Source organism: Micromonospora pisi, from assembly GCF_003633685.1.
Lineage (GTDB): Bacteria > Actinomycetota > Actinomycetes > Mycobacteriales > Micromonosporaceae > Micromonospora_G > Micromonospora_G pisi.
The window spans coordinates 4,422,417-4,445,197 of sequence record NZ_RBKT01000001.1 but is presented as its reverse complement, the minus strand read 5'-3'; the positions used below and the strand labels follow the sequence as shown (position 1 = coordinate 4,445,197).

General features: G+C 69.1%; 17 protein-coding genes, 2 tRNA genes and 1 riboswitch. Of the genes, 10 read left to right on the top strand and 9 right to left on the bottom strand.

The features are described from left to right. Window positions 1-62: 62 nt before the first annotated feature. Window positions 63-1,325 (bottom strand): MFS transporter, encoded by a 1,263-nt coding sequence (locus BDK92_RS18790; RefSeq protein ID WP_246017116.1) that lies wholly within the window; start codon window positions 1,323-1,325, stop codon window positions 63-65. A gap of 337 nt (window positions 1,326-1,662) precedes the next feature. Here BDK92_RS18790 and BDK92_RS18785 point away from each other — a divergent pair, with 337 nt between their 5' ends. Next, the gene (locus BDK92_RS18785; RefSeq protein WP_170208614.1) at window positions 1,663-2,103 is read left to right on the top strand and encodes a carboxypeptidase-like regulatory domain-containing protein; all 441 of its coding nucleotides are present in this window, start codon (window positions 1,663-1,665) and stop codon (window positions 2,101-2,103) included. Between the two features lie 887 nt (window positions 2,104-2,990). After that, window positions 2,991-4,238 carry an acyltransferase family protein gene (locus BDK92_RS18780; protein WP_121157879.1) on the top strand — a complete coding sequence of 416 codons (1,248 nt, stop codon included), beginning with the start codon at window positions 2,991-2,993 and terminating at the stop codon, window positions 4,236-4,238. A 448-nt stretch (window positions 4,239-4,686) separates the two neighbouring features. On the opposite strand, the gene BDK92_RS18775 is transcribed toward BDK92_RS18780, so the two are convergent. From BDK92_RS18775 to BDK92_RS39710, 3 genes are all read right to left on the bottom strand, one after another. Next, a tRNA-Arg gene (locus BDK92_RS18775) sits at window positions 4,687-4,759 on the bottom strand. 35 nt (window positions 4,760-4,794) lie between these two features. After that, window positions 4,795-4,885: transfer RNA gene (locus tag BDK92_RS18770), tRNA-Ser, on the bottom strand. 336 nt (window positions 4,886-5,221) lie between these two features. Further along, on the bottom strand, window positions 5,222-5,671 hold the full coding sequence (locus BDK92_RS39710) for a hypothetical protein (protein ID WP_211349283.1): 450 nt from the start codon (window positions 5,669-5,671) through the stop codon (window positions 5,222-5,224). Between BDK92_RS39710 and BDK92_RS18765 the strand changes: the two genes are divergently transcribed. Next, window positions 5,670-6,347, top strand: coding sequence for a hypothetical protein (locus BDK92_RS18765; protein WP_211349282.1), 678 nt, complete (start codon window positions 5,670-5,672; stop codon window positions 6,345-6,347). The genes BDK92_RS39710 and BDK92_RS18765 overlap by 2 nt on opposite strands. Here the strand turns inward: BDK92_RS18765 and BDK92_RS18760 are convergent. Continuing rightward, entirely contained in the window at window positions 6,308-7,078 is a 771-nt protein-coding gene (locus BDK92_RS18760; protein WP_121157878.1) for a CPBP family intramembrane glutamic endopeptidase, read from the bottom strand. The genes BDK92_RS18765 and BDK92_RS18760 overlap by 40 nt on opposite strands. Before the next feature lie 220 nt (window positions 7,079-7,298). Here BDK92_RS18760 and BDK92_RS18755 point away from each other — a divergent pair, with 220 nt between their 5' ends. Further along, entirely contained in the window at window positions 7,299-8,414 is a 1,116-nt protein-coding gene (locus BDK92_RS18755; RefSeq protein WP_121162371.1) for a globin domain-containing protein, read from the top strand. A gap of 109 nt (window positions 8,415-8,523) precedes the next feature. Here BDK92_RS18755 and BDK92_RS18750 read toward each other — a convergent pair whose 3' ends face one another. Continuing rightward, entirely contained in the window at window positions 8,524-10,041 is a 1,518-nt protein-coding gene (locus tag BDK92_RS18750; protein WP_121157877.1) for a peptide deformylase, read from the bottom strand. 460 nt (window positions 10,042-10,501) lie between these two features. Here BDK92_RS18750 and BDK92_RS18745 point away from each other — a divergent pair, with 460 nt between their 5' ends. Further along, window positions 10,502-11,284: a hypothetical protein gene (locus BDK92_RS18745; protein WP_121162370.1), complete on the top strand. Its 783-nt coding sequence runs from the start codon at window positions 10,502-10,504 to the stop codon at window positions 11,282-11,284. A gap of 12 nt (window positions 11,285-11,296) precedes the next feature. On the opposite strand, the gene BDK92_RS18740 is transcribed toward BDK92_RS18745, so the two are convergent. Beyond that, window positions 11,297-13,129 (bottom strand): DUF6311 domain-containing protein, encoded by a 1,833-nt coding sequence (locus BDK92_RS18740; protein WP_246017115.1) that lies wholly within the window; start codon window positions 13,127-13,129, stop codon window positions 11,297-11,299. Between the two features lie 216 nt (window positions 13,130-13,345). Here BDK92_RS18740 and BDK92_RS18735 point away from each other — a divergent pair, with 216 nt between their 5' ends. Beyond that, the gene (locus BDK92_RS18735; RefSeq protein ID WP_121157876.1) at window positions 13,346-14,074 is read left to right on the top strand and encodes a class I SAM-dependent methyltransferase; all 729 of its coding nucleotides are present in this window, start codon (window positions 13,346-13,348) and stop codon (window positions 14,072-14,074) included. A gap of 75 nt (window positions 14,075-14,149) precedes the next feature. Here BDK92_RS18735 and BDK92_RS18730 read toward each other — a convergent pair whose 3' ends face one another. Further along, entirely contained in the window at window positions 14,150-14,689 is a 540-nt protein-coding gene (locus BDK92_RS18730) for a YbhB/YbcL family Raf kinase inhibitor-like protein (protein WP_121157875.1), read from the bottom strand. An 808-nt stretch (window positions 14,690-15,497) separates the two neighbouring features. After that, window positions 15,498-15,641: riboswitch (cyclic di-AMP (ydaO/yuaA leader) on the top strand. Between the two features lie 412 nt (window positions 15,642-16,053). Between BDK92_RS18730 and BDK92_RS18725 the strand changes: the two genes are divergently transcribed. Both BDK92_RS18725 and BDK92_RS18720 read left to right on the top strand, forming a co-directional pair. Beyond that, window positions 16,054-16,878 (top strand): C39 family peptidase, encoded by an 825-nt coding sequence (locus BDK92_RS18725; RefSeq protein ID WP_121157874.1) that lies wholly within the window; start codon window positions 16,054-16,056, stop codon window positions 16,876-16,878. Between the two features lie 274 nt (window positions 16,879-17,152). After that, window positions 17,153-17,380: a hypothetical protein gene (locus BDK92_RS18720; protein WP_121157873.1), complete on the top strand. Its 228-nt coding sequence runs from the start codon at window positions 17,153-17,155 to the stop codon at window positions 17,378-17,380. 17 nt (window positions 17,381-17,397) lie between these two features. On the opposite strand, the gene BDK92_RS18715 is transcribed toward BDK92_RS18720, so the two are convergent. Beyond that, window positions 17,398-18,588, bottom strand: coding sequence for a serine hydrolase domain-containing protein (locus tag BDK92_RS18715; RefSeq protein WP_121157872.1), 1,191 nt, complete (start codon window positions 18,586-18,588; stop codon window positions 17,398-17,400). 294 nt (window positions 18,589-18,882) lie between these two features. Between BDK92_RS18715 and BDK92_RS39705 the strand changes: the two genes are divergently transcribed. Both BDK92_RS39705 and BDK92_RS18705 read left to right on the top strand, forming a co-directional pair. Then, the gene (locus BDK92_RS39705) at window positions 18,883-19,986 is read left to right on the top strand and encodes a hypothetical protein (protein ID WP_211349281.1); all 1,104 of its coding nucleotides are present in this window, start codon (window positions 18,883-18,885) and stop codon (window positions 19,984-19,986) included. A gap of 1 nt (window position 19,987) precedes the next feature. Continuing rightward, window positions 19,988-22,669: a right-handed parallel beta-helix repeat-containing protein gene (locus BDK92_RS18705; RefSeq protein ID WP_121157871.1), complete on the top strand. Its 2,682-nt coding sequence runs from the start codon at window positions 19,988-19,990 to the stop codon at window positions 22,667-22,669. Window positions 22,670-22,781: the final 112 nt, after the last annotated feature.

Below are 22,781 nucleotides of genomic sequence, written 5' to 3'. Positions count from 1 at the left end.
GCTGTCACGACGGACGTTCGGTCAGGAGACATTCACCGACCCAGGGTAGGTAGCCGCCCCGGTCAGGCGGATGCGCCCACCGGCGACTCGGGTGCGTCCGCCGGCAGCGTCCGGGTTTCCAGTCGCCGTACGTCGCGGCTGGCCAGCATCCCGAGTACGGAGAGCACCACCAACCCGGCCGCCACCAGCAACGTCGACTCGGTGCCGATGGCCAGCGCCACCGGCCCGACCGCGATCTGGCCGATCGGAATCGCCACAAAGGAGCCCAACATGTCGTACGAGTAGACCCGGGCGAGCTTGTCGGACGGGATGTTCTGCTGCATCGAGGTTTCCCAGGCGACGCCGAACTGTTCGAGGGCGATGCCACCGACGAACGCGGCGAGCAACAGTGGGACGAAATGCGGGACCGTGCCGAGCACCAGCAGCAACGGTGCCCCGCCGAGCATGCTGACCACCCCGAGCAGGAGCAGCCGGCGTACCCGTAGGCGCAGCGCGACCAACGCCCCGACGATCATGCCGGCGGTCTCCGCGGCGAGCACCAGCCCCCAGGCCCGCCGGCCGATACCGTCATCCGCGACCGATGGGCCGAGCACGTTCAGACCGCTGGTCAGCGCCGCGTTGAGCACCATGAACCCGAGCACCACCGCCCACACCCAGGTACGCGAGGAGAACTCCGTCCAGCCCTCCCGCAGCTCAATCCAGGTGCTACGACGAGCAACCGACCGGTCCCGTACCGCAGTCACCCGTACGCCGGCGAAGGCCAGTCCGGCGAGCGCGAAACTCAACGCGTCCACCGCGATGCCCCAGCCCGGTCCGACGACCGCGACCAGGATCCCGCCGACCGACGCCCCACCGATCGAGCCCGCGTTGACGCCCAGCCGGCTGAGCGCGTTCGCCGGTTGCAGAAGCGCGGCCGGCACGGTCTGCGGCATCAGCGCGGCGGTCGCCGGGTGGGCGAATGCGCTCACCATGCCGTTGATCGCGGAGAGCACGATCAGCAGCAGGATCGTCGCGTTGTGGGTCAGTACCAGCGCCGCCACGGCCCCCTGGGTCACCGCCGCGAGCGCGGAGGAGGCGACCATGACCGCCTGCCGGGGCAACCGGTCGGCGATCACGCCACCGAAGAGCAGGAACACCACGTTTGCGACCGACCGGGCGCCGACCACCAGCCCAAGGTCACGGACCGAACCGGTCAGATCGAGTACGGCGAAAGCCAACGCGATCGGCGCGATCGCGTTGCCCAGCACGCTGATGAACCGTCCGGTGACGAGATAGCGGAACGGCACGTAACGCAGCGGCGCGAAGGCTGCCCCGGTCGAAGTCACCCGCGCATCCTTCCGCACATGTCGATCATCGGATCCAACCAGATCGCCCCACCCCATCACACCGCCCCGAGCCCCCCACCCACCCCGATCACGCCCACCCCTCCTCGTTGATCATGAAGTTGGCGCGCCTTCAGGGCCGAGATTCGGCGCCAACTTCATGATCGACGAGGTCAAGGAGGTAGGGGCGACCTGGCCGATCTGCGGATTGGGGTGGAGTTTGCCGGCCAGGCCCGTTCGCACGTCAGGCCGTAGCCATTGCCTTACTGTCGGTATTGGTGACGGAACCAGGGCGACCACGTGTACGTCAGCTTGCCTAGCTCGCCACAAGGAGGCAGTCATGCGGTCAACCCGTGCTCGCGTACTCGTCTCGGCGCTCTTCGCCGTCGCCGCACTGTCGGCCTGCAGCCAGCCCTCGTCCACCTCGCCCGGCCTGCCGGGCGGGCCCGGCGGCGACGCACCGGTCTCCGCGACCCATCCGCCGGCCGATCCCAGCCGGGCGGCCGACCGGGGCATGGTCACCGGCACGGTCTCCCGCGCCGACGGCTCACCGGTGCCCGGCGTGGGAATCGGGGTGCAGTCAGTGGACAATCCGGCCAAACCGGTCCCCCAACTGGTCGTCACCACTGACGCCAAGGGGGTCTTCCAGTGGAACCTGGAACCGGGCCGCTACGAGTTCCACATCCGGACCGGGGGCACCTCGATCACGGGCCAGGCAGCACCGCAGCCGGCTACGGTGACAGCCGGACAGACCTCGACGGTCAACTTCACCCTCACCTGACCGCCCGGGCCCTCGACCCGAGCCACGCGCAGGCCAGCCAGTGCACCAGGTCCGAGATCCGTCGAGAAGACTTTTCCCAAAAACCAATCAAACGCGCAAATGAACCGCGCACCCACCCGCGCCGCGAACCGGTCTGGCCTGCCGCCGAGGAAGTGCTGCGGCCGCGAGAAGCCCGCGCGCCAGAGCTTTGCCGCCAACATGCCGAAGCCAGGCAATTAAGGGACGGCCTGTTGGTTATCTAGATCACCTCACGTAACATGTGCACACTCAGGAGCGGTCAGACGGGGAGTTCGATGAGGATTGCGCCATCGCTGGGAAAGGCGCTCCTGCAGGACGAACCCCCGCCGGACCTACTTGCGCTGGGTGCCGCCGATGGGATTCCCCAATCATGACGAACCAGAATTCTGCCCGTGGTGAGCTGACGCAAGCCGCAAATAGCACGTTTGACGACACCCTGGGCCTACGGAGCCACCCTCCGAGGCCACGATGTCCTGGGGATCGTCCTAAGGGGCCGACTGCGTTCGGCGGGCGGACCTCCGCCCATCGTCCAATGCCTTACGACACGGCGTCCCGATGCTTGCGGGCGTCCATTCTCGGTTCGCCCTTCTTGTAGGGCGACTGGCAACGGTTCATCGCGATCGGAGCGGAGAGCATCGGTGCGCCCGGAGACCCAGCGAGACCCCCCAGAGACAAGGCACGCCACAGTGCATATATGGGCCCACCACTGGCGCACAGGCCACAAAGACATACCTGGATTTGATCGAGTCGGCCGAACACGAGGACACCGGAAAAGGCCTGGCGTTGTGGGATCACAAACTAGGCGACACAGAATGTCGACAACAGTTTCTTCAATCTGACGTTCACGTAGCTAGGAATAAGGGTAATCTATGGGAGCGACCACGGGCGACACCACACGCGACACCAACGAAGGCGCAGTGACGACCTCCTCTTCGTCGCGACTGGACAGCATCACTGGGTTGCGGTGGTTCGCGGCATTCGCGGTCTTCGGATATCATCTCGCGGCCAACGCCAGTTTCTATGAGCAGCGCGACGCCCTACGTTTTGTGTTTCTGGCCGGTTCGTCCGCCGTCTCGTTCTTCTTTATTCTTTCCGGCTTCGTGCTCACGTGGCAGCCACAACGCACTGAATCCAAACGAGTGTTCTGGTGGCGACGCTTCGCTCGAATCTACCCAAGCCACCTAGTAACATTTATCGCAGCGGCGTTCATGCTCAGATGGCTTGGCGATCCATTGGGCACCAAGGTCGCTCTGACCCACCTCACACTCACCCAGACATGGATTCCGGAGCGGTCCGACTACTGGTGGGGATTCAATGGCGTATCCTGGTCACTCAGCTGCGAAATGTTCTTCTACCTGTGCTTCCCCTTCCTCGCGCCGCTGATTCGACGCGCTAGTAATCGTGCACTTTGGGCCATCATGGTCACCTTCATAGCCCTCGTGATGGCGATGCCTTGGCTCAGCGACCTCGGCGAGCCGGTCGGCCTCGGGGAAACCTACATCGTCTACATCTTACCACTGTCCCGGATTCTCGAATTCGTTCTGGGAATGGCACTGGCGACGCTCGTCCGGCGGGGACACTGGCACGGGCCCGGACTGATTGTCAGCAGCCTTTTCACCATTTTCTGCCTTACGGTGGTGGTACGCCTGGCGCCATCGTCTTGGCCGAATATTCGTGTAACCACCGCCACAGTGATCGCCTACACCCTATTGGTGGCTGCCGCAGCAGTCGCGGATGTCCGTAGGACTCGGTCGCTCTTCCGAGCCCGCTGGATCGTGTACCTCGGCGAGGTGTCGTTTGCGTTCTATCTCGTGCACCTGATGGTCATCCTGTCGGCGAACGAACTGCTTCGTGGCCACCACAAGCTGCCACTCGCTGCCTCGTTCCTCGCGGTCTTCGCGGTCAGCCTGATGTTCGCCATGGCCGTACACGAATTTGTAGAAAAACCCTTCGTCAAAATTCTGCACCCATCCCGCATTTCCACCTATGGCGAAGCGTTCCGAGCACGCTATCGCGGCCCTCGAGGGAGGGGGGCACGTCGGTCCATCGAAGATCCCCCACTGCCCGTCGTCGCATCGGTCCCCGCCGAGCGAGACCCAGCAGGCCTACCCGGTTAAGTCCGTCTGGCACGTAAGGGATCAGGCCGCGAAGGGGTGCTGACGCACTCCGCAATACCACCGGTCAAGCTGCCCGCGCTCACCACACCCGGACAAATAGGCCTGATTGCCCCAACCGTGCCCTGTGCCTGAACTATCAGGCACAGGGCACGGTCGTGACCGGGGAGGCGGTGGTCAGAGTTCACGCAGAGCGAGATGCGGGTAACAGTGCAGAATCTCGACGGTCGGCATATCGGGCGGCAGGCACACCCGATGCCCCAGCGCCAAGCGGAGCGAGACAAAGGAGCCAACCACGATCGGAACCGGAGACAGACTCAGCCAAAGCAGGCAGGCAGGGTGGGACCCAGGGCAGGTTCGTAGCAAAAGCCACAGAAGCACCCAAACGCCCACAAGGGACGGAAAGCAAAGGGCCTGACCGCCATCTCGGCAGTCAGGCCCCTTGACCCGGTGCGCCCGAAGGGACTCGAACCCCTAACCTTCTGATCCGTAGTCAGATGCTCTATCCGTTGAGCTACGGGCGCAGGTGCTCGATCAGCATACACACACCAATCTCGCGCGGAGACTCCGGGATTCGAACCCGGGAGGGGCTTTAAGACCCCAACCGCATTAGCAGTGCGGCGCCATAGACCAGACTAGGCGAAGTCTCCCCGGTGGCCAGCAGACCACCGCCGACCGAGAATACAGGTCTCCTACCGGCTGGGGCAAAACGAGTATCCCGCGCGCCATACCCGGAACGCGGCCGAGCGGTTGATCGAGTCGTGCCCACGTCCGCTTCCGGGAGGTGGAGTGGGGTCAAGCCGACTAGGCTCGCTGGACATGGAGGAGCCGCCGCCCACCGAGCCGACGCCTGGCCGCCGTCCCGGGGCCAAGTCGACGCCACGCTCCCGCACTCCGAAGCCGGCCTTCACGCCACCGTCACCCGCGCCGGACGCTGCTCCCCCGAGCGGGTCCCGTAAGGCCAGGGTGGCGCCCGCCGTGCTCTTTCAGCCACCGGCCGAGGAACGGCAGTCGACGCCAGCGCCCGGGCCGGCTGACGAGGAGACCCCGGTCACCGGACCTGAGCCACCCGCGACCAGCCCGTCCGCAGGGCCGGACACCGCACCCCCGGCGCAAGCCCCGGCACAGACGGCTCCAACACAAGCCCCCGCCCCGGCGCAGACGGCCCCGGCCCGGCAGCCGGCCACGCCGAGGAAATCGGCCACGCCCCGGAAGGCGAGTACGCCCCGGAAGCCGGCCACCCGCCGAGCGAGCCCATCCGGGCCCGCCACCCCGGCCGACCCCGAACCGGCCAGCACCGAACCGGCCAGCACCGGAAACAGCCGCCCTGAATCAGCCAGCCCCGAGACCAGCGGCCCTGCACCGGCGCCGCCTGTGGTGGCCAAGCGGGCCGGTCGCAAGGCCACCTCGGCGAAGCGCCCGAGCGCGGCAGCCATGGTTCCGGCGCAGCCGCGTACGTCCACACCGGGCCGACCACCGATCGCCGCGCGCCTGCTCGACCATCCCGGGTTCACCCCCGAACTGCTGGCCGTCGCCGCTGTGAACAGCTTGGGTCCGGCCGCCGGGTCCTGGGCCCGGCAGACCCGGACGACTTATCCCACCGCCAGCGCCCATGGCCTGGCCCGGCTGATCACCACACGGTTCGTCCGGTTGGCGGGCGTGAGCGGCGCCGCCTCGGCCGCCGCCGGCCTCCTCGCACCCGTCGCGGAACTGGCCGCGGTCTCCTGGACCCAGGCCGCGCTGGTGCTGCACCTCGCCGCGGCCTACGGACTGGATCCCACCGATCCGGAGCGGGCGGTCGACCTGCTGGTCCTGACCCAGGTGCATCCGGACGACCGGTCCGCGCGTAGCGCCCTCGACGCCGCGCTGGCGGCGGGCCCGGACGGCGACGGCAGTGGCCTGCACCGGGTGGCGGAGGCGGGGTGGCGGCTGGCCGCGCCGCTGGCTGCCCAGGCCGGTGGCTGGCTGGCGCTGCGCCTTGCGGCACGACTGCTGCCCGGCGCGGCGATGCTTGCCGCCGCGGTGGGCGACTCGGCCGCGGCCCAGCGGCTGGCCGCACGGGCAGTCGCCCGCTACAGCCAGTCGAACCATTCGCGGGGCAGCGAGGCGTAGCCGACGAAGGCGACCACGTCGAGCAGGGTGTGCGCGATGACCAGCGGCAACACCCGTTTTGTCCGCAGGAACACGAGGCTGAAGACAACCCCCATGATCGCGTTGCCGACGAAGGCGCCGAAACCCTGGTAGAGGTGGTACGACCCGCGTAGTACCGCGCTCGCGGCGATCACCGCTCCGATCCGCCAGCCGAGGTCGCGCAGTCGGGTCACCAGGTACCCGACCACCACGATCTCCTCCAGGATCGCGTTCTGCGCGGCGGCCAGGATCAGCACCGGCACCGCCCACCAGATGTCCGGCAGATCGGCCGGAACGACGTTGGCGTTGATCCCGAGCCAGGCCGCGAGGGCGAACAGCCCCAACCCCGGTATGCCGATCAACGCGGCCAGGCCCGCCCCCAGGCCGAGGTCGGTGCCGGGCCGCCGGGCGTCCAGGCCGAGCGTCAGCCGGGCGTCACCCCGGTCGCGGTTGAGCAGGTGTACGGCGAGCAGCACCGGCACCAGGGCGAAGAGGATGTTCAGCAACTGGTACGTGAGGTCGAGCCAGGGCCGGGCCGACTGGGAGGCGTTGAGGGTCGCGGTCTGCTGGGAGAGCGGCCGGTCGGCGGTGAGCCGGCCGATGATGTTCACCGCCGAGTAGACCGCGGACTGACCGAGGGAGACACCGAGAACCAGCAGCACCTCGGTGCCGATGGTCCGGCGGGAAACCGGCCGGGCGAGATCAACCGTCACCCGACCACTCTGCCTCACGCTGCGGCAACTCGACCGCTCTCGGACGGTGAATCTTCCCGCCTCCGCCGTACCTGATCACTCCCTTGGAGCCGATCGCACAATCTGTGCGACCACGATCCACGGAGAGTCGCCATCCTGATCGTGACGGACAGCCCAATCGTCCCGCCATCCGATCAGCTCGTACGTGCGCCGGTCGCACGTCGTCATCGAGAAGGGCGCAATGGACAACCTGGCGCAGGTGTTGAAGGAGAGCTGGACCCTGGTCGAGGAGGACCGGGACAAGATCGCTGGACATTTCTACGCCCGCCTCTTCCTCTCCAACCCACAGTTGCGCCAGCTGTTCCCGGTGCAGATGACCGGGCAGCGGGACCGGCTGCTGGAGGCGGTGATCTCGGCGATGCAGACTCTTGACGATCCGGAGCGGTTCGACGAGTTCCTGCGCGGGCTCGGCCGTGACCACCGCAAGTACCACGTCAGCCGGGAGCACTACGCGATGGTCGGCGAGGCGCTGCTGACGGCTCTGCGTACCGCCGGGGGTGACCAGTGGACCATCGAGTACGACCACGCGTGGCAGGACGCGTACGCGGCGATCTCGGAAAAGATGATCGCGGGTGCGGCCGACGATCCGAACCCGCCGTTCTGGCACGCCGAGGTGCTGACCCATGAGCGTCGGGGCCGGGACGTGGCGGTTTTCACCTGCCGTGCCCTGCAGTACCCGCTGCCCTACCGCGCGGGCCAGTACGTCAGCATCGAGGTGCCCCGCTACCAGCCGCGTCTGTGGCGTACCTACTCGATCGCGAACGCGCCGACCGAGGAGAACGTGCTCGAGTTCCACGTACGGGCGGTCGGTGCTGGCTGGGTGTCGAGCAGTCTGGTCCGCAAGATCAAGCCTGGCGACCTGCTCCGGTTGGCGGCACCGATGGGCACGATGACGCTGGACCGCAAGTCGAACCGGGACATCCTCTGCGTCGCCGGTGGGGTGGGACTTGCCCCGATCAAGGCGTTGGTGGAGGAGTTGACGCTGTACAACCGCACCCGTTGGGTGCACGTCTTCTTCGGCGGGCACAGCCAGGACGAGTTGTACGGCCTCACCGAGCTCTACCAGCTCGCCGCCGAGCATCCCTGGCTCTCGATCCTCCCCTCGTGCAGCGTCGACGACGAGTTCACCGGTGAGCGGGGCGATCTGGCCGAGGTTCTTGCCCGGTACGGCCCCTGGACGGCGCACGACTGCTTCGTCTCCGGGTCGGCCCCCATGGTCCGTTCCATCCTGCGCACCCTCGCCCAGCACGAGGTGCCACCGGCCAACATCCGGTACGACACCTTCGGCGACCTCTAGCTCCTCCGCACCACCCCGCTACCCGACCCCTCCCCCCCAGCCGGGTATCGGGCCCTGCCGGCAGGGCCCGATACCCGGCCCCCCGTTTCCGGGGCGAGCTTCCGAGGGATCAGTACCGCCAGGGGGTGCCGGTCTCCCGGTACTCCTCGACGGGAACGAGGGGGATGTTCGGGTCCATCCGGTCGATATAGAGCCTGCCCTCCAGGTGGTCGATCTCGTGCGCCACCAGGCGGGCCATGGCGAACTCGAACGAGGTGATCGCCCGACCGCCGTCCCAACGGGCGTGCTCGACATCGATCCGGAGCGGGCGGGCCACCAGGCCGCGCTGGTCGAAGAAGGAGAGGCACCCCTCGTACTGCTCGTCGGTGTCGCGGGCGGCGTCGACCACCCGTGGGTTCAGCAGTACGACCGGCTCGGCGTCCCGGTCCGGGGGCCGGACCACCGCCGCCGCCCAGGGGATGCCGAGCTGCGGTGCGGCCAGACCGACCCCCTTGCTGAACGGGTGCAGTTCGTCCAGCCGGTGCAGTGCCGCACGCAACTGGAACAGCACGTCCCGGGCGGTCGCCTCGTCCTGCGGCAGTTGGAAGAGGCGTGCCGGTTGGCGCAGCATGGCGGCGCCACGCTGGACGATGCCGGCGGCGCGCATCCGGTCGCTGGCGCGGAGTTCGGGCTCGGCCCCGGCTGTCGCGGGCTGGCTCCGGTAGCGCCACTCGAGCCGGTACCGGGCATTGAGCGGCGGTTCCTCGGTGGACCAGTCGAAGATCGCCCGGCCGTCGGCGTCGTGCCGGACGAGCGGCGTACGCAGCGGACCTTCTTCGGCCGAGAGGGTGGTTTCCACGCCCCACACCTGCGGGTCCAGGCCGAGCGGCAGGTTGAGCCGGACGGCGAGGTGCCGGGTCGGTAGGCGTACCGCCCGCTGGAACCAGTGACCCCACTTTTCCTCGCCGACGGTGTAGGCGTACTCGATGGTGACCCGCTCGCCGGGGTAGAGCGGGAAGCGGCCGTTGGCGTTCTCGAAGAGGAGCCAGACCTCCTTGAACGCGTCCCGGTCGTGCTTCTTCCGCCAGTCCATCGGCTCGGGGTTCTCCTGTTCACCACAGAACGCCTGGAGGTCCAGTTCGGCGAAGGTGAGCGGATGGTCCCGGTGGTGCCGGTTGGAGCGCCCGGGGTCGCTGGGGAAGCGGTCCACGGCGATCCGGACCAGGTAACGGGTGACCGGTTCGGTGCCGGCGTTGTAGAGCGCACGGCGGATCACGCACCGGTAGGTGTTGTCCTGGTAGGTGAGGGTGGCGGATTCCTGCTCGACGATGAGCCCGGTTCCCGGGGGAAACCACTGCTCGGGTACGGGTGGGTCCCGGTGCGCGACCAGGTTCGATCGGGCGTGCCGGAGTTCGTCGTACTCCTGGAACCGTTGCCAGATGGCACCGGACGCGCTGAGGACGGCCTCGGCGCGGCGGGCGAAGTCTTCGGTTGGCCGGTGGCGCCGGCCTTCGACGTGGCTGACATATGAGGGGTCGAACCCCATGCGGGCGGCGAGCTGCTTCTTGGTCATGCCCCGCTCGACCCGCCGTTTGGAGAGTTCGGCCGCGAACGAGTCGGCAGCCCGCTCGATGGGCGAGGTGGTCATCGGGTTCCTAAGGGGCCGGGAATCCCAGTCTGCTGGCCGACTCACCCAACCGGGCAGGAGTGCCGCGTTGACGACATTTGGCTTGACAATTCTTTCATCATCATCGATCCTTGCGGCCCCCGTAATGCCTGCTCAGGCCGCCGGTGGAGCCCTCCCGCCGATGACTGACGGTTAGCGCCGCGCCCGCCCGGGTACCCGCTCGGACACGACGTTGTGTGATCTCGGTCGGCAATCGTGACGAAGGGCTCCACGCACTGCCGGCTGTGGTTAGGCTTCCCTTAGTGCTAACGTGGCGATCGGTACGGTGACGAAGGGCGGGTGCGGTGACAGCGATGAAACGACGGCCGAGCAGGCCGCTCACCCTCGTTGACCTGGTCACCCTCTCGGTTCGGACAGTCACGGACAGAGCCCCACGTTCCATCGGGGCGCGCAAGATCGGTCACGCTTGGTGACCGCCGTCATCACCGGGCGGGCACAGGCAGCCGCACCGCTCGCACCCGTGAACGCGACTCTGCGCAAGATGTTCGGCACCGACGACCTGCCGGGGCTGGCACCGGGCGTGCTCGTCGAGGACGAGCAGGGCTGGCTGTCCGCCACCGAGCTGATCAACGGAAATCGCCTGCCGGAGATCCTCGCCGCCGCGCAACGCTCCTGGCAGGCCACCCCGCACGCCGCCGCCGCCCTGTTCTGGAAGGCGTACACCTACTGGTTGGCCCTGCCCACGGTGGTCGGCTGGGCCTCGGCCCGCCGGGTGCCCCTGGTGCGGGCCGGCGACGTACTGATCCGGGTGGACGCCGAACGGGCCGCACTGACCCTGGGACTACGCCGCTCCACCACGATCGCGGTGCTCCCCAACGACCCGCTGGCAGTCGCCGGGCGCCCGGAGGTACGGGTCCTCGCGGACGAGGCCGAGCTCCTCGCCGCGCTGCGCGGATCGATGCTCGACGAACACCTGACCCCGCTGCTCGACGCGATCCACACCCAGGTCCGGGTGGGCGCCCGTACGCTGCTCGGTTCGGTCGCCTCCGGCGTCGCGTACGGCATCCTGCGGGCCTCCGACGGACTACCCGGGACCTCCGCCGCGAACGTCGGCACGCTGCTCTCCGCGCTCGACCTCGCCGACCTGATCGAACTGGTCCCCGGCCCGAACGGTGAGCCCACCGTGCAGCGCAAGACCTGCTGCCTGGCTTTCACCCTGCCGCAGCCGCGCGTCTGCAAGGGCTGCTGCATCCGCTCCAACTGACCCGGCCGGCGGTCAGCCGCCAAGGAGCGGCCGGACGTCCCAGACCCAGACCCCACCGGTCAGCGTCGGCTCGATCCCGGTCAGCGCGATCATGCCGGCCCGGAGCGCGTCGGCCCGCTGCTGCGGGGCGAGCACCACCACGCCGGCCCGCCACGACCGCAGGTCACGCAGCGCGTCCGTACGCCGCCGCTGGTCGACCGGGGGCAGCGTGCCGGTCCGGTGGATCGCGTCGAAGAAACGGCTGGTGGGCGTCGGGGGCGCGGAGAAGAGCGCGACCCGGCCCTCGGGCCGGTCCGGTCGGGTGTCCGGGCCGAGGAAGTAACCCCGGGCCAGTGGCAGGTCCAGGCGGGTCTGCGCGGCCCAGCGCAACGGGTCCGGATAGGTCGACGCCGGCAACGGCAACGCGACGACGCTCCGGCCACCGGTGACGTACGGCCGCCAGCCGCCGTCGGTGATGAACGGCGGGGTCGCCGGGAGTCGCTCGACCGGGATCGGCAACGGTGCGATCGGCAGCAGTGCCATCACCAGGACGGTCGCGGTGACGAACCGGACCGGACCGGTCGCCGCCGGGTGCGTACGGGACAACTCGGCCGCCCGGGCACAGCCGAGCGCGAGCAGCAGTCCGATGACCGGGCCGATCGCCAACGCCCACCGGGTCGGTACGGCCGAGTCGAGCAGCGCCACATCCTCGAGCACCGCCCAGACCGACGGGATGCCGGTGTCCCGGCCCCGCCAGTGGATCCGGGGACCGAGCGACATGACGGCGAAGAGCAGCCCGGCGGCGGCCAGCCCGAGCACGACCGCGTGGCGGCGCAGCCACCAGACCAGGGCCACTACGAGGACCACCAGCGGCCAGCCGAAGAACGCGTTCTGCTCACTGGGGTTCTGGGCGAGCGGCTCGGTGGTGGACCGGTCGCCGGCCAGCGACTGTCCGGGAAACGTGACGAAGGAGGCGAGGTCGGCCCCGTACGCCCGGATCGACCGGGGCAGCCCGGAGTAGGCCTGTGGCCCGAAGAGCTGTACGTAGAGCGGGTAGCCGAGCAGCAGCAGCGCCACCCCGGCGGCGAGCCCGAGCCCGGCCAGGAACGTACCGGCCATCCGCCGCGCTTCGGGATGCCGGGCGACCACGACCGCCAGGACGATCCCGATCCCCACCGCGGTCATCAGCAGGATCTCCAGGTTGATGAAGCCCTGCCACACGATCAGCAGCCCCAGCAGGAAGCCGTTGCGGCGCCATCGGCCGGGCTCCGCCAACCGGAGCACCCGCCAGATGATCAACGGTACGAGGAACTGCCCGACGATGTTCGGGTGCCCGTTCGCGTGCGCCACCATGGCCGGCGCGTACGCGCAGAACAGTGCGCCGACCCAGGCCGCCCCTCGGTGGCGGATCAGGTGCCGGGAGAGGAACAGATACCAGGTGATGCCGGTCGCGACCAACGCCCCGGTGAGGAAGACGTTGAACGCGACCGAAGGTCCGCACAGGAGGGTGATCGGGGCCAGCGGGATCGAAACCCCCAGTACCGAGGTGTTGGCCATGATGTTCAGGCCCTCCGGCACGTTCATCCGGTACGAGACGAACGGGTACGCCCCCGCGCTGATCACCCTTGCGCCGTGCGCCAGCATCCACTCGAAGAACGCCTGGTCGGCCTCGTTGGCACGAACCCCTGAGCCGGGCCGGAGCCAGAGCCCCGAGGTGATCCAACCGCTCAGTCCGAAGTAGCTCAGCACGGCGGCGACATCCGGCCGGAGACCGCGCCGAGAGCGGCGCGGTAGGTGGGGTGCCGGCGTCGTTTCCGGGACGGGCTCCTTCGGTAGATCAGCGATGTCCGGGTGAGAGGTAGTCATGTCTGTTCGGAGGGTAGCGAAGGCTAGCGGATACCCGAGCTCGATCACCGGCATCCGTGTCTTCCATGCCTGAACGTCCGGAAGCTGGACGGGACGGATCTACCGAACAATCCGTTCGTGCCACGCCGATGCCTCAATTTCCCTACGGTCGTCGTAGATGGTTCACTCTGTCGGTCCAGGGTGCAGGTCGAGTTTCAGATCGTGAGGAATCGACGCATGGCAGAAATCACTGGGGATCAACGGGTTCAATCCGAGGTACTCGAGGGTCTCGCGACCGCCGTGAACCACCGCCGATGGTTCGTTGAGCTGGCGATCCCGTATCTGGGTGACAACCCGATCGAGATCGGCAGCGGGCTCGGTGACTATGTACTCGAGTGGGCGCCGCACGTGCCGCGGTTCACCGCCACCGAGGCCGACCCGGACCGGCTGGTGGCCCTGAAGGACCGGCTCTCCGGCGAGTCCAACGTCGAGGTACGGCAGATGCTTCTCCCCCAGCCGGAGCCGGAACGCGGTGACTACAGCGCGGCCGTCTCGTACAACGTGCTGGAGCACATCGTGGACCACGTCGGCGCCCTGCGCGCCATGCGTGACCTGGTCCGCCCGGGCGGGGCGGTCGTCCTGATCGTGCCGGCGTTCCAGTTCGCGCTCGGGCCGGCGGACATCGCCACCGGCCACGTCCGGCGTTACACGAAGAAGACGATGCGGGCCGCGCTGACCGAGGCGGGCCTGACCGTGGAGCGGTTGCACTACGCGAACGCGCTCGGTCTGATCGGCTACTACATGGCCACCAACGTGTTCCGGCTGATGCCGAAGGAAGGACCGATGGTCAAGGTCTACGACAGCCTGGTGCTGCCGGTGACCAAGGCCGCCGAGCAGTTGGTCCGGCCGCCGTTCGGGCAGTCGGTCTTCGCTGTCGCCCGGGTGCCCGGCACGCCGGAGGGCTGACCGGAGCGCAGCGGCCGACACCGACGCCAGCAGGTACCCGTCCCCGGTGTCGGCCGCTCACTCACTGTTCCGCGCTCAGCCCTTGACCTGGAACGTCGGCCGGATCACGGCGCGGGCCAGGGTGTGGAAGGTGAGGTTGAAGCCGACGTAGGCCGGGCTGGCGTCCGGCGTGAGGTCGAGCTTCTCCACATCCAGGGCGTGTACCGCGAAGAGGTAACGGTGCGGACGGTCGCCGGCCGGCGGCGCGGCCCCACCGTACGCCTGGGTGCCGTAGTCGTTGCGTATCGCGAACGCCCCGCCCTCGGCGGTCCCGGCCATGCCCGCGCCCCGGGGCAACTGGGTGACCGACGCCGGGATGTTGACCAGGACCCAGTGCCAGAACCCGCTGGTGGTGGGCGCGTCGGGGTCGTAGCAGGTGACCACGAAACTGCGGGTCTCCGCCGGGAATCCGGACCAGGTCAGCTGGGGCGACTGGTCGTTGCCGCCGACGCTGGGGTGGGCGAACTCCACGTCCAACGGCTCGCCGTCACGTACGTCGTCGCTGGTCACGGTGAACGCCGGGACCGGCGGCAGCAGGTCGTACGGATCCGGCGGAATCGGTCGGTCGAGGCTCATCAGGAAGTCCTTCCAGAGATCGGGTGACTCGGAGTCTTTCTACCCTGTCCCGGCCGACCTACGGCTGCCGGTGCCGAAATACCCCCGACCGGACGTACCGGGCGCGCGACCAGCTCGACAGGAGCAGAACCCGACCGCTGGAGAAGCGGAATCCGTTGGCCCTGGGGAATGGTCGGACGAAGAATCGGGGAGGCCATTCACGATCCGCCGAACCCGTGACGACAGCGCCCAATTGCCGACGTCATTCCCGTCGACCGTCCCGTACGTAGCCCGGTCATTCCCGGACGACGCCACGGTGACCCTGTCGGTCCGCGACGCCGCGCGGGCCCGGTCGCGAATCCTCCGCCCGGCCCCGTTCGCCCGATAGCCCCGGACCCGGCGACCGGCAGCCGGGCATCCGGTGGCACGGAGGAACGGATCGGCGCTGGGTCGGGACAGGGCCTGACTGGCTCGACGGCCCGGCCCGATCGGACGAGACCGGGCGGCACGGTCGGTCGAGAGCACGGGGAAATTCGGCCGAATTGCTTCCAGGAAGTATTCAGCCGAGGTCGAGCATGGGCGAGCGTGGCCACCCCATTCGCAAATGCGACATCCATTGCCTCCGGTAGGCAAGGGGGCACGGCCACCCCAGTCAAACCGCTCAGCGGGGCAACAAATACTTTCCGTGATCATGAAACGGTGCTCACAGATCGACCACAACAGCGGCATGGGTCACGGTTTTTGCAGGCCAAGCGGGGTTGGCAGGAGCAGATGCGGCCCAGTAACGTCAGCCCGTCTGGTCCGGCCAATAGTCACCGCGGGTGACACCGGAACAGACCCGCTGAGTCGTAATTGTTACGAGCCGGGGACCCACAGTAGTCATGGGGTGAATCCGCGAACCTTTGGTTCGCGGTAGGGCGAGCTTCCCGCCCGAATCCGTCAGCTAACCCGGTAGGCGGTCTCGGAAGGAGAACATGCTCCGTGCAGCGCAGTATCTGCCGTGGCCCCTCCCTCGGCCACGTCCCCCGACACCTGCCCTGGTCCGCCCGCACCGAGGCGCGGCCCAACACGCTGGATCACTAGGGCGCAGGCGTACGACCGTCGACGCGAGCAACGCGCGCGGTCGGTGACGCGAGTACGCGCGTGACCGGTAGGTGATACGGAAACGTACGGCATTCATTTGTCGTGCTCGGTCATCCGGTAACGCATTCCACCGCATCTGTGGTGGCGGATCAGCACACCCCGATCCGGCCCACCGGGCTGGCGGCTACTGCCGCCGGACCCTTTGCGCGCACTCGTCACGCGATTGGCCCCGGCAGAGACATAACGCCATCCCGAAACATGTGCCCCCGATCGCAGATCGGCACATCTGCGGAGGAAATTCAATGAAGCATCGTCAGCAACTGCGACTGCGTCGCATCGTGACCGCCAGCCCGTACCGGGCCAGCGTCGTCTCCGCCGCGGTCCTCGCGGTGGGCCTCACCACCGGAATTCTGCTCACCCAGGGCCACGGACCGGTCCAGGCGGAGAACCCGTCGACCGTCGCCGTCGCCGAGAAGATCGGCGGCCAGGCCGCCGGCGAGATGGCCCCCGCCCCGGAGGCGCCGGCGCCGACCGTCACCTCGGCGGCGCCCAGCGCTCCGCCGTCGACCCCACCCGCCACCACCAAGGCCCCGGCCAAGCCGGCCAAGAAGGCGCCGCCCGCGTCGAAGGTGCTCGACTACGAGTACGAGGCGCAGATCAACGGTTGGTACTGCGGGCCGGCAGCCACCCGGATCGCCCTCACCGCACGCGACCGGTCACCGAGCCAGGACGAGGTGGCTGCCGCCCTGGGCACCACCGGCAACGGCACCAACTCGGCCGACGACACCACGCGTGGCCTGAACCAGCTCGCCAAGACCGACTTCTACCGGAGCACCTTCATCCCCGGCGCGCCGTCCCCGGCCCAGATGGACCAACTCCAGGCTGACGTCGTACACGCGATCAGCAACGGGTACGCGGTCGTGGCGAACATCGTCGGCTCGGCGACCGACACCGAAGGCGGCTGGCACGCGTACGACGGCGGCCACTACCTGACCGTGGTCGGCTACCGCGACAACGGTCGGACCGTCCAGATCGCCGACCCGGCGTTCGTCAACGGGGTCAGCTCCTACTGGATGACCACCATCGACCTGGCCAACTGGATGGCCACCCGGGGCTACTCAGCCTGACCCACCCTCCCCCCGGCCCCGGGCTCCGACCGTTCTGGTCGGCGCCCGGGGCCATCCGTACCAGCGGGCCGGTCAGCGCCTTGCCACAACCATCCACGGATGCGTGCGTTGACACTGTCGTGACCATGGCCCACGCCGACCAGGCGAAGACAGATGACCGCAAGGTCCAATTGGTCGGTTGTATCCCTAGTCGCCATTACGAGTCGGTCACCGCGCGCCCGCGCGCCGAACGGAGGGTCCAGGTGTTGGCCATGCCACGTCAGGTGTCAGCTCCATGAGCCGCGTCGACGAACCGCTGACCCGGGCCGGGATCTGGGAGGCGGCCGCGATGACCATCGCCCAGCACGAGGACCGGGGCACCTCCTATGCCCCCGGCACCTGCGCCTGCTGCACCCCGGACGGCTGCGCCCAACTGCGCTGGGCGATCGAGGTACGGGCCGGTCGTGACCCGGACTATCCGCTCGCCGCGCCCGTGCCACCGGATCTGAAGTCACTGGGGTAAGGCGGGGACCGGACCGACTACGCCTCGATCGCGAGCCGGGCGAACTCGTCCGCCGCGCCGTTGAACAGGAAATCCGTGGTCTGGGTCAGGGCGATGGCGATCAGCCCCTGCCGGGGGTCGTTGAACCAGGACGTGCCGTAACCACCGTCCCAGCCGTACCGGCCCGGCACCGGGGAGACATCGTCGGGCTCGACCGCGACCGCCATGCCCAGACCCCAGCCGCGCCCGCCGAGCAGGACCCCGCCGCCGGCGATCTGCTCCCGGGTCAGGTGGTTGGTCGTCATCAGCTCCACCGACTCCGCCGACAGCAGTCGCTCACCCTGGTGCACGCCCTTGTTCAGCAGCAACCGGGCAAAGGTCAGGAAGTCGTCGGCGGTCGACAGCAGCCCAGCGGAGCCGGAGGGGAAGGCCGGCGGGCTCGCCCACTCACTCGGGGTGGAGACCGTACGCAGTTCCAGCTTGCCGGTCTGGAAGTCGGTCATGTAGTAGCTGGGCAGCCGACGGGTGTACTCGGCGGGCAGCCAGAACCCGGTCTCGCGCATGCCGAGCGGGTCGAAGACCCGGGCCCGCAGGAAATCCCCCAGCGGCTGGCCGGCGGCACGCGCGACCAGGACACCCAGCACCAGCGTGCCAACGTTGTACTGCCAGCGCTCACCGGGCTGGTACATCAGCGGCAGGCTGGCGAACCGCTTGATCCACTCATCCGGCTCATGCGGCGTACGCGGATCCGGCTGCCCCAGCACCAGGTCCAGTTCGTGGACCGCCTTGTTGATCGGGAACGGCGGATCGAAGCTCGGTTCGAGGATCATGCCGAACCCCATCCGGAAGGTCAGCAGTTCCTCGACCTTGATCGGACGCTCGGCCGGCACGGTCTCGTCGAGCGGGCCGTCGATCCGCTTGAGCACCCGACGGTCGGCCAGCTCAGGCAGGAGCCGGTCGACCGGCTCGTCCAGATCCAGCCGGCCGTCCTCGACCAACATCATCGTCGCGGCGGCGAGGACCGGTTTGGTCAGCGACGCGATCCGGAAGATGGTGTCCCGGCACATCGGCCCACCGTCGTGGAAGGCGGTGAAGCCGATCGTGTCCACCCGTACGTCGTCGCCCTTGGCCAGGAGCGTCACCAGGCCGGGCAACTCGCCCCGGTCAACCCTGGCGGCCATGGCCTCGTGCAGCCGATCGACCCCGGCCTGCGTCAGTTCGCGCGTCATGCTCGCAACCTCCGATACGTACGGTTCCGACGATGGGTCGAACCGTAGTTCGACAGATCTACATGCACTGTGGCCCATTCTTGCCCCCAACACCGACAGTCAGCACGTCTGACACATCTGTCGACCGTTCCCGGGTGGACCCGTGGCCGCGCGGCGTCCCACCCCGAGCCGTCGGGGTGTGTCCCTGAACAGGAACATGCCGGGACATCTGGTCAGTGCGTAGACAGGGTGACGGTGCCGTGGGCTCGGAGGAACGGCAGCCGATCATGATCTAGGGCGCGAAGGGAACACGCGATGGCGCAGCCGACCGGACTGGCGACGACCGAACCGGAGCTCATGCCGGCGCAGGTCGCTCCGGAGGCCACACCGGCCGGGACAAGGCCACGGGGTGCGCGGGCCGGCTTTGTCGGGGCCTTCGTGCAGACCATCCGACGTGGCCAACAGGGCTCGCCGGTGGGCCAGATCGCGGGCTCCGCACTGGTCATCGTGGTCCTCGCCGCGATCGTGGTGGCCAGCGGCGCGCTGCTGAACAAGAACGCGAAGCCGGCCAACGCGGCGGCGGAGACGACCACGGCGGGCGCCTCCGCCACCCCGACCCATTCGAACGGCACGACCTCGACCGGTCAGCAACGCCCGGGAGCGCCCGGTGCACCCGGGCTGCCCGGTGCCCCGGGTGCACCCGGTCTACCCGGAGCACCCGGCGCCCCGGGCGCACCCGGCGCGCCCACGGTGGGCGCACCCGGCGCACCCGCCGCTGGCGACTCCGGCGGTGGCGGCACGACCGCCGGGAGCAGCAACACCGGGACCACCACCGGCGGCACGACGCAGAACGTGAACACCTCGAACCGGGCGGTGACCAAGCCGGTCACCTACAGCGGGGTCGCCGGCCTCGGCTGCACCGGCGCGGGGACGACCTACCAGGAGTACGGCTGGTACCTCAACGGTGACGCCGGCTGGTTCACCCTCGGCGGTGGCAGCTACACCGGCAACGGGTGCAGCGGCAAGTTCCACGACATCCCGATGTCCGGTCAGGCGAACACCGACACGGCCGGCCAGGCGCTCGTATGGGGCTTCAAGGTGGGCAGTGCCGCGCAGTCCTGCACCCTGTCGATCTACGTACCGACCAGCTCCAGCTCGCGGGACGTGGCCGCCACCAACGCGCACTTCGCGGTCGTACACGGCACCACCATCGACAACACCACCTACGTGAACCCGTCCGGCGACCGTTCCGTCAACCAGCGGGACAACCACAACAAGTGGATTTCGCTGGGGACCTACCCGGTGCACAACGGAATGATCGGCATCAAGTTGACCAACCGGGGCGACCCCAACGGTTACCCCATGACCTACCCGCACCTCGCCGGGGGCGCCGCTAAGGCCCAGTGCGTCGCTGAGTGACGTGCGGGCGTCGTTCGAGCGGGTGGCGCCCCGGGGCTGGGGCACCCACCGCAGCATCGGTGCGGCGGTACGCGCCGCCGCACCCGGCGCCACGGTGACAGTCCAGCCCGGCGAGTACACCGAGCGGCTGGTCCTGGACAAACCAGTGGTCATCCGCGCGGAGGGAGGCGCGGGCAGCGTCCGGTTGATCGGTGCCGGCGGCCCCGCGCTGACGTTGCTCGCCGAGTCCGGCGCGGTACACGGCCTACGGGTGGAGGCGACCGGCGACGCGGTGGCGGTACTGGCCGAGCGGGGCGCGATCACCCTGGAGAGCTGCGAGATCCAGGGCACCGTGCAGATCGGCGGGACCGCCGCCCCGGTGCTGCGCAACTGCCGGGTGGAAGACGGCGGGATCGTCCTTGACGACGCGAGCACCGCAAGGCTGGTCGACTGTACGGTCACCAGCGCCCCGGGCACCGGCGTACTGGCTCGGGGAGACGCGGCACCGGAGCTGACCGGCATTCGCGTGGCCCACGCCGCCGGGGACGGGATCGTCTTCGCCGGCGCGGCCCGGGGCCTGCTCGACGACTGCGAGATCGGCCGTCCCGGCGGCACCGGCCTGGTGCTGCGGGAGCAGGCGGCCCCGACGGTACGGACGGCCCGGATCCGGGATCCGCGCGGCGACGGCATCCGGGTCGAGGGTCCGGTCGCGCCGGCCACCGGAACGAAGACCGCCGGGAACGATTCGGGCCGGATCGGGGGGACGGCCGGCGCGACGACCGGCGGCCCGCTGCTGGAACGCTTCGAGGTCGCCCGCGCCGGCGGCTTCGGTGTCTGGCTCTCCGGTTCGGTCAACGTGGTGGTACGCGACGGCACGGTCACCGGTCCCGCGCGCACCGGTGTGCTGATCGAGGGCGACGCCCGGGTACGCGTCGAGGGTTGCTCGGTGACCCACGCCGGTAGTTCGGGGTTCGCCCTGCGGGACCGGAGCGACGTGGTGGCGGAGCGGTTGACCGTCGACCGGGCCGGCGCCAACGGTCTCCTGGTCAGCGACGACGCGCGCGCCCGCCTCTCCGAGGTACGGATCGGCGCCACCCGGTACACGGCGCTGCACGTCGGCGGCCGGGCCGAGGTCACCCTCTCCCGGGGCGATCTGCACGACACCCCGGAATTCGGGGTACGGGTGGTGGAGTTGGGCCTCGCCGAACTGGACCGGGTCACGGTACGTGGCGCCGGGATGACCGGAATCGGCGTCGCGGACCGGGGTGGCCTGACCGCGACCGACTGCACCGTCACCGGCGGCAGCACCGGCATCTCGCTCGCCGGACGGCACCGACCACTGCTGCGCGACTGCAAGGTGCTGCGCAGCGGCGAGATCGGCGTACACCTCGCCGCCGGGGCCGGGGCCATCCTCTCCGGCTGCGCCATCAGGGAGAGCGGCGACGTCGGCCTGGACCTGGCGGAGGAGTCGACGGCGCTGGTCGACGGGTGCACGATCGCCGACACCGGTGGCACCGGCGTGGTGGTGGGGTCCGGGGCGCGCCCGGCGATCCGGTCGAGCACCGTCTCCGACCCCGGCAAGAACGGGATCTACCTGCACGCGGACGCGCACGGTCAGTTCGACGACTGTACGGTCTCCCGGGCCGGGTACCCGGCCCTGCACGTGGGGGCCGGTGCCGACCCGAGGTTCCGCCGGCTGCACCTGCTCGACACCGCGCGCGGTGTGAGCCTCGACCCGCGAGCGGAACCGAGCTGGGACGAGTGCAGCTCCAGCGGGGTCGAGGCTGACGACCTGCCCGCGAACGGGCGCTCGCGGCGTACCGCCGTGCTCGCGGTGGGCGCGGCAGGCGCGGGAGGTCACTCAGCACCCGTAGGGGACGCCCCGGCGACGCAGTCGCTGGAGGACCTCCTGGCGGAGCTGGAGGGTCTGGTCGGGCTGGCGAGCGTCAAGCAGGACGTGGGGCGGCTCGTGCAGGTCATGCGGATGGTCCGGCAACGGCAGGAGGCAGGGCTTCAGCCACCGCCGCTCGGCCGGCACCTGGTCTTCGCGGGCAACCCCGGCACCGGCAAGACGACCGTGGCCCGGCTCTACGGCCGGATCCTCGCCGCGATCGGGCTGCTGGAGTCGGGGCACCTGGTGGAGGCGGACCGTTCGATGCTGGTCGGCGAGTACGTCGGACACACCGCACCGCGTACGCAGGCGGTGTTCCGTCGGGCGATCGGCGGCGTGCTCTTCATCGACGAGGCGTACTCGCTGGTACCGACGGGTCACGGGGCCGACTTCGGCCAGGAGGCGATCGTCACACTGGTGAAGCTGATGGAGGACCACCGGGACGAGGTGGTGGTGATCGCCGCCGGGTATCCGGCCGACATGGACCGCTTCGTCGAGTCCAACCCCGGTCTGGCCTCCCGCTTCACCCGCACCCTGACCTTCGCCGACTACGACGCGGACGAGTTGGTCCGGATCGTCGAACGGCAGGCCCTCGCACACCAGTACCGGCTGGCCGAGCAGACCGGCGCCGTCCTGCGGGGCTACTTCTCGACCCTGGCCCGGGGTGCGCGTTTCGGCAACGGCCGGGCCGCCCGGCAGGTGTTCCAGGACATGACCGAACGCCAGGCCCAGCGGGTCTCGGAGGTGGCCGATCCGACCGAGGACGATCTGATGGAACTCACCGTGGCGGATCTACCCGACCACACCGAGTAACAGAAGGGCGACACGTCGCGTTCGTCGTACCCCAGGCGGATCATGACGTTGCTCACGGCACTGCGCGCCACAGCGCTGGTTCGACGTGGTCACACCTTTCCGCCGTGAGCAA

What these genes read in the sequence shown, in the direction of transcription:
- BDK92_RS18720 (WP_121157873.1), top strand. Translation starts at nt 17,153, where the DNA reads ATGAGCCGCGTCGACGAACCGCTGACCCGGGCCGGGATCTGGGAGGCG.
- BDK92_RS18735 (WP_121157876.1), top strand. Translation starts at nt 13,346, where the DNA reads ATGGCAGAAATCACTGGGGATCAACGGGTTCAATCCGAGGTACTCGAG.
- BDK92_RS18755 (WP_121162371.1), top strand. Translation starts at nt 7,299, where the DNA reads ATGGACAACCTGGCGCAGGTGTTGAAGGAGAGCTGGACCCTGGTCGAG.
- BDK92_RS18765 (WP_211349282.1), top strand. Translation starts at nt 5,670, where the DNA reads ATGGTTCCGGCGCAGCCGCGTACGTCCACACCGGGCCGACCACCGATC.
- BDK92_RS18740 (WP_246017115.1), bottom strand. Translation starts at nt 13,129, where the DNA reads ATGACTACCTCTCACCCGGACATCGCTGATCTACCGAAGGAGCCCGTC.
- BDK92_RS39705 (WP_211349281.1), top strand. Translation starts at nt 18,883, where the DNA reads ATGGCGCAGCCGACCGGACTGGCGACGACCGAACCGGAGCTCATGCCG.
- BDK92_RS18715 (WP_121157872.1), bottom strand. Translation starts at nt 18,588, where the DNA reads ATGACGCGCGAACTGACGCAGGCCGGGGTCGATCGGCTGCACGAGGCC.
- BDK92_RS18785 (WP_170208614.1), top strand. Translation starts at nt 1,663, where the DNA reads ATGCGGTCAACCCGTGCTCGCGTACTCGTCTCGGCGCTCTTCGCCGTC.
- BDK92_RS18730 (WP_121157875.1), bottom strand. Translation starts at nt 14,689, where the DNA reads ATGAGCCTCGACCGACCGATTCCGCCGGATCCGTACGACCTGCTGCCG.
- BDK92_RS18750 (WP_121157877.1), bottom strand. Translation starts at nt 10,041, where the DNA reads ATGACCACCTCGCCCATCGAGCGGGCTGCCGACTCGTTCGCGGCCGAA.
- BDK92_RS18780 (WP_121157879.1), top strand. Translation starts at nt 2,991, where the DNA reads ATGGGAGCGACCACGGGCGACACCACACGCGACACCAACGAAGGCGCA.
- BDK92_RS18725 (WP_121157874.1), top strand. Translation starts at nt 16,054, where the DNA reads ATGAAGCATCGTCAGCAACTGCGACTGCGTCGCATCGTGACCGCCAGC.
- BDK92_RS39710 (WP_211349283.1), bottom strand. Translation starts at nt 5,671, where the DNA reads ATGGCTGCCGCGCTCGGGCGCTTCGCCGAGGTGGCCTTGCGACCGGCC.